A 7589-nucleotide genomic window follows, 5' to 3' on the forward strand; every position below is an offset into this window, starting at 1 on the left:
CGACCTATACCTGCGCGAAGGCGTCTGATTTCGGCGGTGGGCGACCTGTCCGGCGGCCGTGTGCCGCCAGACAACGGCCGGGGTCGGCGGCTATCTGGGGTGTGACCGAGATACGAGCCAAAGGGGCAACGGGATGATCTTGAAGCCTTGGGGGACCCGTTTCTTGTCCAGGCAGGCTCAGCGGGCGGCCTTCCTCTGCAGGACCCATACGTAGTGCCACTTGCCTTGCGTGCGTTTGGGTTTGATGTCGGCGAACGCCTGGATGGTCGGCCACAGGCCGGTTGCGCCGGCCGCGAGCGTTGCGGTGGTGGCGAGCGCCCCTTGGAGGGCTTCGGGGCGGACCGCGGCAAGGACTGCGCTCGTCGTACCCAGCATGGCACCGGAGCGGCTGAGGGCCCGGGACCGGGTCGCCCTGATCATCTCGGCGGCAGCCGCGTTCAGCTCGTCACGGATGGCGAGCGCGACTCGTTCCAGGGCCACCTGGGAGTCAACGGCTTCCAACGCGTCATCAAGTTCGAGAAGCCGGGAGCGCATGAAGTCGCGGAACTGGGTGTAGGAGTCGAACTCCTCGCGGGTGATCTGCGCGAAGTCGCTGAGGGTGAGCGTGTCGATGAAGGGTAGATCGATCTCCAGGATCGGCCGGATTACCCGGCTGGCGAGGGGCTTGGCTCTCGATAGATCTACGCCCCTGCCGTGCTCGAACACGAAGTCAATGGACTGGTCACTGAACGAAGGGAGCGGACCGGGAGGCCTATCCCCGTAGTGCGTCGAACTCCTTCCAGCGCTTCCCTCTGTGAAGACTGGCCCGTACCAGACCAGCCCGCTGCGCAGCAGAGGCTCAGCGTCCAGGAGCCACTGACCCAACTCGGCAAGATTCTTGGTCTTCATCCCGTAGGTCCATGTGATCTGCTCGGCATGGGTCTCGGTCGAATCTCCCCTGCCATTCCCGAATAGCTGTATCCGGTCTCCCCGAGTTCGTGCACCGCTCCGATGCCGTGTTCGGACAACAGCATGGTGTCTGCGACCAGGGCAACCCTCTTGGTGACATGCGTGAAGCTGCCCATCTGTGAGGACAGCCCGACGTAGTACGGGGAGGTCGAGGTGTTCTTCGCGCTCAGGAGACGCGTGTAGTTGGACTTGAGGTGGCGGCCGTACTTGCGGGCGACGTCCTCGACTGACGCCCCCTCCTGCTCCAAGAGCGAGTCATAGAACTCGTTCATTCGGGCCGCTACGCCCCGGTTCTGTACTCGCTGGTCCTGCCACGCTCGCCATCTACGTCGCAACATCCACACAGCATGATGGGCCGCCGAACATCCCGTCCAGCAGCCGACATTCCCAACCCTGCAGAGCGGACTGTGCCGCGCAGGCAGCCCAGTGAGCACCACGGCCGCGCGGGTCCGACGGACCGAACGGGAGCGGGCCAAACTCTCGGGACTTCAAGATCATCCCGTTGCCCCTTTGGCCCGTATATCGGTCACACCCCTGGAGGAGCCGTGGCCCCGAAGACAACCGTGCTCGGGGCCACGGCTACTGCTGCGGTACGACTGCGCCGCGAGGGGGGTCAGTCGGGCAGGGGAACGCGGATGACTGGGTCGAAGGGGTGCTGGTTGAAGCCGGTGCGCAGGTTGCGGCAGCCCTGTGCCGTGCACATGAAGAACGCTTCGACGTTCTTCATGCCGGTGCGGTTCTTGAGCCAGCCCTTCTCCGTGGGGGTGAGGGGGCGGTGATTTTCATCGGTCTCGCAGGTGTAGCAGTACATCGTGTGGGGTTGCACGACACCTCCTGAAACTGGCGGATAGGCCGACTAGGAGCCTATGAAGGCGAGTTGGTCGGCGTCAGTACGTAACTGGCCGTCTCCAGGCTGCCGAATCCGGGCGTCCGTCGGTGGGGGACATTCCCGGCCGCAGCCGTTGCGGCGGCGCGCTACTGAACTTGATCGGGTGTTGTCGGGCATACAGCTCATCGTGCTCCGCATGCCTTGCGCGATGATGTGATCGTGTTCCCAGGCGATCGGAATCCGCTTCGTTGCACGGCGCCGGGACCGCTAGGGTCAGGCGGGTGAGTGATCCTCAGCCAGTCGTATGGCTACTTACCGGCATGCCCGGCTCAGGTAAGACCACCTTCGCGAAGGCGTTGGCACGAGGCGGTGTCGTCCGTCTGTCAGTGGATGAACAAATGACAGCCTGGCATGGACGGATCGGCAAGGACCACGCCGAGTACGAACACCTCGCGCTTCAGGCTCCCGTGATCGAGGACGTTCGGCGACAGCTCGTCGCACTCCTACGGGAAGGCCGTTCGGTAGTGCTGGATCACGGCCTGGGCACCCGTGCGGTCAGGGACGACTACAAGCAGCTGGTCACGGAGTATGGCGCCAGGTGGCGGCTCGTCCACTTCCAAACTGATCACGATGAGTTGTTGCGGAGACTGGCCAAGCGGAACAACGAACAGGAGCATGGCGTGATTTCGCCAGAGACGCTGGCCTGGATCGCCGAGCACTCTGAAGCCCCTGCGGGTGAGGGTGAAGAGCCCCCGGCACTTCCAACCTCAGCCTGACAAAGATCCCGGGCTGAGAAGGCTGCCGGCCACACAGGTCCATCCCGGTCGATAGCCAGGCCAGATCAGGTGTCCAGCGCCAGGTCGGCGCCGGCAAGGCATCCGTCGATGAGGTGCGGCCGGTAGGGGATCTTCCTGAGGCTGCGCTTCACGGCGGTGGCGAGCTGGTCGAGGTTCGCGGCGGCAAGGTTGCCGATGGTCCGTTTCACCAGTGACCAGATGCCTTCCTGCGGGTTGAGGTCGGGTGCGTAGGAGGGGAAGTGGAAGACGGTCAGCCAGTCCTCGTTCGCGGCGATGAAGTCCTTCATCTGCGGCATGAGGTGGGTGCGCAGGTTGTCCCAGACCAGGACGATGGGGCCTTTGAGCTGGTTGTGGGCCCGCACGATGAGGTCGCGATAGTCCTGCCAGGTGAAGCCCTTGGGCTCGCCTTTGCGGCCCCGGTGGACGCGGAAGCTGTAGATCAGCCGCGACCGCTCTCCGGAACGGAAGCAGGTCATTCCCGCCATCGAGACCCGCCCGGAGCCCCGGCCCCGGACGCGGACGACGGGCGTCTGGCCGATGCGGCCCCAGGACCTTGCGCGTGGCGGTTTCAGCGACTGGCTGGCCTCGTCCTCGAAGACGATCCAGGCTCCGCGGGCCGCCGCCGTGCTTTTACCTGTGGCCACACCTCCTTCTTCCACAACTCCACTGCCTCGTCGTCACGTTCGATCGCCCGCCGAGCCGGCTGCTGCCAGGACCAGCCATGGCGTTTGAGTAGCCGCCACGTCCCCTCCACTGTGTAGCTGATGTGGAACAACCGTCCGATCAACGTCTTCACCCGGGCCAACGTCCACTGCTGGTCCGCCCAGCCATGGGCGAGTGGACCACGCTCCAACTCCCGCTCCAGCCTGGCCATCTGGCAACTCGACAGCCTCGGACGCCCAGGCGAGCCCTTCGACCGGACTCCCTCCCGGCCCCGCTCCCGCCACTGCCGACGCCAGCGCTCCACCGACCGTTCGCTCACCCGAAGCGCGACCGCGATCTCCCTGTTCTTCGCGCCGCCCTCGAAGAGACCGACTGCCTCCAGCCGAACCCGCTCCCTAGCAGCCCTCTTCACGTCGTTCAAGCCGCCGCCCTGCGCGTATCTCACAAACCACAATTACCGACCAGGCCCACGCACTGTCAGGCAAATGCCCCGACATCACTCAATCAAGTTCAGTATCTAGCTTGTTTGAACATTTATTGCCAGCGGAAATGCTGGCCATTTAGCCAGCGTCATGGAACTCATGAGACCGTCCATGCATGCGCGCACGGGATAGACGGAGCGGCTGAGGCGGCGCGCTATCTAGCTAGACTGCGCGCTACAAAGCGGGGCGGCGTCCAGGTCCCTTCGCGCCGTACCCGGCTCACTCCTGATCAGTGCGAAGGACCTTGCGAAGGACCTTGCCCAAGGTCCTTCGGGCCGCTGACCTGCAATTTCGAAGGACCCGAAGGACCCGAAGGGCTTTTTCAGGGGCAGAGCTCTTAATACGAGGCACGTCTGTGACCTGCATATACGCCGATTCAGAGTCATCTTCATGTGCGTTACCCCCTCTAAGGTCCTTCGGGTCCTTCGAAGGTCCTACGAACCGCAGGTCAGAGCGGGTGCAGGCCCTTCGCACCGGGCCAGTTCCGGAGGGCGGTTGGTGCTACCGCGTGTCCCGACCCGCCTTTGAGTGAGAACGAGTTCTGCGAACCGCAACGGCGCTTCGCCTCCGCGGGCCGTCGCGTTTGATCTTGCTCGGGCAAAGGACCGTTTATGCGAGTCGCTTGGTGCCGGGGGCTGCGGCTTGGTCGTGGAGCAGTTGCAGTACGCGCCGCAGGTCGGGGCGCTTGCTGGTTCCTGCACGGCTGACGGTGAAGATGGACCGGGAGATGGGGTGGAGCAAGGGGTGGAGGCTGAGGAACTCGGTGGTGTCGGGTAGTGCCATGCGAGGGATGAGGGCGGTACCCGCTCCTGCGGCGACCAGGGCCGCCAGCACGGCGAAGTCGCTGCTCCGGGTCCTGATGTCCGGGACGAAGCCGGCCGAGCCGCAGGCGCGTTGGATCATCTCGTAGCAGGAGGTCTCCGGTCCTGGGGTGAGCCAGGGCAGGTCTGCCGCGCGGGACAGGTCCACCGGCTGGCCGGGCTGCAGCCCCAGCTCGCCGGCCTGGCGGGGATGCAGGGCGAGCAGCACCGGTTCCTCCATGAGGAGGACCTGCTCGTAGGCGGCGGGGAAGCTGCGTGGCAGCACGGTGTAGCTGTGGACCAGGGCGAGGTCGGTGGAACGCTTGTGCAGTTCGTCGAGGGCTTGGTCGGGTTCCTGCACAGACAGTCGCAGCGACAGTTCCGGGGCGGGATCGCTCTCGGCAAGTCGTTGCCACAGGGGCGCGATGAGGGTGCGGGCGGCGGAGGCGAAGGCGGTGATCCGCACGATGCCGCGCCGGCCGCTTTGCAGGGCGGCCAGGCCTGACTCGGCTGCCGCGAGTTCCGCAAGGATGATCTCGGCATGAGCCACCAGCAGTTCCCCGGCCGCGGTCAGCCGCAGTGTGCGTCCCTGTTTCTCCACCACCGGTGTGCCGGCCTCCTTCTGCAGGGCGGCAAGGTGCTGGGAGACCGCTGGTGGAGTCAGGTGGAGAGCCTCGGCGGTGGCCGCGACGGTCCCGTACGCGGCGAGGTGTTGGAGGATGCGCAGGCGGCGTACATCGAGCACGGTCTACTCCTTGATCGGGCCGGGGCCGGCGACGGGTTCCGCGATGCGGTGCGGACCGCGGCGGGTGTTCTCGCCGCGTGTGGTGACGGGCTGGTCGACCGCCGGGCGGCCGGGGGCACCTGCTCGCTCTCCGCGGTGGCGCTGTACCGGGGTGCGCCGGTTGATCGTGATCACTCCCGCGACGCCGACCGCTCCGCCGACCAGCTCGACGAAGTGGGGCACCTCGCCCAGCCAGACGAAGGAGATGACCAGGGCCACCGGCGGGACCAGGTACAGGGCGGCGGTGGAGGCGGCGAGCGGCAGTCGGGCGACGGCATACGCCCAGATGACGAAGCCGAGCGCGGAGGGGAGCAGGCCCAGGTAGAGCGCGGAGGCCAAGGCGCCGGCCGGTGCATGCAGGGTTGCGTGCCAGGTGGCGGGGGCCAGCGGCAGAGCGAAGACCGTGCCTGCGACCATCGCGTAGGTGGCGACCTCCAGGCCGGTGTAGTGACGCAGCAGGGGCTTGGTGGCGACGTGGTACACCCCTTGGACCACGGCGGCGGCCAGGACGATGAGGGCGGAGACGGTGAACCCGCCGGTGCCCTTGGCCAGGCTGACGATGGCCGCGCCGGCGATCGCGACGACGCTGCCGAGGACGATGTTGCGGCTCACCCGCTCTTTGAGGAACAGGCTTCCCAGCAGCACGCTGAAGGCGGGGACGATCGCGATCAACAGGCTCGCCGTACCGGCCGCCACGTTTACCTCGCCCCAGTTGAGCAGGAGCTGGTAGGCGGTGATGCCGGTCGCCCCGCACAAGGCGACCATGGGCAGATCGCGGGACCGGGGCAAGCGGACCTTCGCGAACGGCGCCACCAGCAGCAGGGCAACGGCAGCGATCACGATCCGTAGGAACGACAGAGCCTGCACCCCCAGGCCGTCGACCCCAACCCGGATGGCGGGAAAGGCTGAGGCCCATAGGACGACGGTGCCGGTCAGGGCGAGGAAGCGAGAAGAAATGAGGCGTGGCTGCACAGGGTCCAGCATCCCCGCCCGGAACGAAAAGTTCCATTTAGTCTTTGAAGCAGAAACCATTAGTCGTGCTTATCTGGGGTGCCAGGCTTACTGCTCCTCATCGCCGTCCTCGGGCGCGTCCGGGTCGCGGAAGGGGCGCGGGCCCTGGCCGGGGCCACTGGCGGTGAAGGTCGGCCTTGGGGACCAATAGAACAGCCAGTAACGCTAAGCACTTGATCTTGCTGCGTTCGCCTACAGCTCGAACGTCAGCTGCCCGCTGATTTCGAGCGCGGTACGACGGACCTGGGTCCGGGGCGGGCGTGGGGGGGGTTCACGGTCGTAGTGGAGATCTCTGGTCAGTCGGCGGGTGCCGGTCGCGGTTCTCGGGTCGGATCGGCACGTGGTCACCGCTCCGTGACTTCGAGCTGATGGGGGACCGTGCCGGCGCGCAGTTCGCGGAGGTCGGGGATGTGGTTGTAGAGGGTGCCCGGGGAGACGCCGAGGTGCTTGGCGATCGAGGTGATGGAGCGGCCGGGGTCGGGCAGGAGGTCGCGGGCGGCGCGGATGACTTCTTCGGCGGCGACGGTGGGGCGTCCGCCGACCCAGCCGCGGGCGCGAGCGGCGGCCAGGCCCTCGCGGGTTCCCTGGACGATGAGTTCGCGGATGAACTCCGCCAGGGCGGCGAAGACGTGGAAGACGAGTCGGCCGCCGGGGGTGGTGGTGTCGAGGTTCTCGTGGAGCGAGGTGAAGCCGATGCCGCGCTCCCAACCCCAACTTCCTGTTCTTCGTCGTCGAGGTACCGCCGTCGGCCGCCGGCTCAGGCAGCTAGCCAATCGCGGATCACGAGCGAAGCCAGAATCCTGCCCCAGTAGTGTGGCTTCGCATGACCGACACCGAGATCGAGATCACCGCAGACCTGGTCCGCGACCTGCTGCAGGAACAGCATCCAGACCTTGCAGGGCTGGCCATCCGCGAGGTGGCGGGCGGCTGGGGCAACCAGATGTGGCGCCTCGGGGACGAGTTGGCCGTGCGCATGCAGCGCATGGACCCCACCCCGGAGCTCCAGCTCAAGGAGCGGCGGTGGCTCCCCGTGCTGGCCCCGCGCCTGCCGCTCCCGGTGCCGACCCCGGTGCGGTTCGGCGAACCGTCCGAGCGCTTCCCCAAGCACTGGACCGTGATGACGTGGGTTCCCGGCGAGCCGCTGGACCACGGCTCGATCAACCGCGGCGCCCACGCGGCCGACACCCTGGCGGGCTTCCTCCGGGCGCTCCACGTGGAGGCGCCCGCCGAGGCGCCGATCAGCTCGGACTTCGGCGCTCACCCCAAGAAGTGCAC

Annotated in this window: 10 protein-coding genes; 2 read left to right on the forward strand and 8 right to left on the reverse strand. The window is 66.7% G+C overall.

Features of this window, described 5'->3' with window-relative positions; all coding sequences use genetic code 11:
- Positions 1–177 precede the first annotated feature (177 nt).
- From ACFU8Q_RS36745 to ACFU8Q_RS36755, 3 genes are all read right to left on the reverse strand, one after another.
- Positions 178–705, reverse strand: coding sequence for a hypothetical protein (locus ACFU8Q_RS36745; protein WP_384463070.1), 528 nt, complete (start codon positions 703–705; stop codon positions 178–180).
- 179 nt (positions 706–884) lie between these two features.
- Positions 885–1220: a hypothetical protein gene (locus ACFU8Q_RS36750; protein WP_384463073.1), complete on the reverse strand. Its 336-nt coding sequence runs from the start codon at positions 1218–1220 to the stop codon at positions 885–887.
- Positions 1221–1561: 341 nt separating this feature from the next.
- The gene (locus ACFU8Q_RS36755; protein WP_266753797.1) at positions 1562–1759 is read right to left on the reverse strand and encodes a hypothetical protein; all 198 of its coding nucleotides are present in this window, start codon (positions 1757–1759) and stop codon (positions 1562–1564) included.
- 299 nt (positions 1760–2058) lie between these two features.
- Here ACFU8Q_RS36755 and ACFU8Q_RS36760 point away from each other — a divergent pair, with 299 nt between their 5' ends.
- Positions 2059–2553, forward strand: a complete 495-nt coding sequence (locus ACFU8Q_RS36760) for an AAA family ATPase (RefSeq protein WP_384463076.1) — start codon at positions 2059–2061, stop codon at positions 2551–2553.
- A gap of 65 nt (positions 2554–2618) precedes the next feature.
- Here ACFU8Q_RS36760 and ACFU8Q_RS36765 read toward each other — a convergent pair whose 3' ends face one another.
- From ACFU8Q_RS36765 to ACFU8Q_RS36785, 5 genes are all read right to left on the reverse strand, one after another.
- On the reverse strand, positions 2619–3218 hold the full coding sequence (locus ACFU8Q_RS36765; RefSeq protein ID WP_384463079.1) for a transposase: 600 nt from the start codon (positions 3216–3218) through the stop codon (positions 2619–2621).
- A complete protein-coding gene (locus ACFU8Q_RS36770) occupies positions 3143–3682 on the reverse strand; it encodes a winged helix-turn-helix domain-containing protein (protein ID WP_384463082.1) in 540 nt (179 codons plus the stop codon). Before ACFU8Q_RS36770 ends, ACFU8Q_RS36765 begins: the two co-directional genes overlap by 76 nt.
- A 646-nt stretch (positions 3683–4328) precedes the next feature.
- Complete coding sequence (locus tag ACFU8Q_RS36775) at positions 4329–5264, reverse strand: LysR family transcriptional regulator (protein WP_384463085.1); 936 nt, start codon at positions 5262–5264, stop codon at positions 4329–4331.
- A gap of 3 nt (positions 5265–5267) precedes the next feature.
- Positions 5268–6275 (reverse strand): DMT family transporter, encoded by a 1008-nt coding sequence (locus tag ACFU8Q_RS36780; RefSeq protein WP_384463087.1) that lies wholly within the window; start codon positions 6273–6275, stop codon positions 5268–5270.
- Between the two features lie 383 nt (positions 6276–6658).
- Entirely contained in the window at positions 6659–7087 is a 429-nt protein-coding gene (locus tag ACFU8Q_RS36785) for a recombinase family protein (RefSeq protein WP_384463090.1), read from the reverse strand.
- A gap of 50 nt (positions 7088–7137) precedes the next feature.
- Between ACFU8Q_RS36785 and ACFU8Q_RS36790 the strand changes: the two genes are divergently transcribed.
- On the forward strand, positions 7138–7589 hold a 452-nt coding region (locus ACFU8Q_RS36790), incomplete at its 3' end, for a phosphotransferase (protein WP_384463093.1).

Source organism: Streptomyces sp. NPDC057543 (assembly GCF_042801895.1).
In the GTDB taxonomy this organism is placed as follows: Bacteria; Actinomycetota; Actinomycetes; order Streptomycetales; family Streptomycetaceae; genus Streptomyces.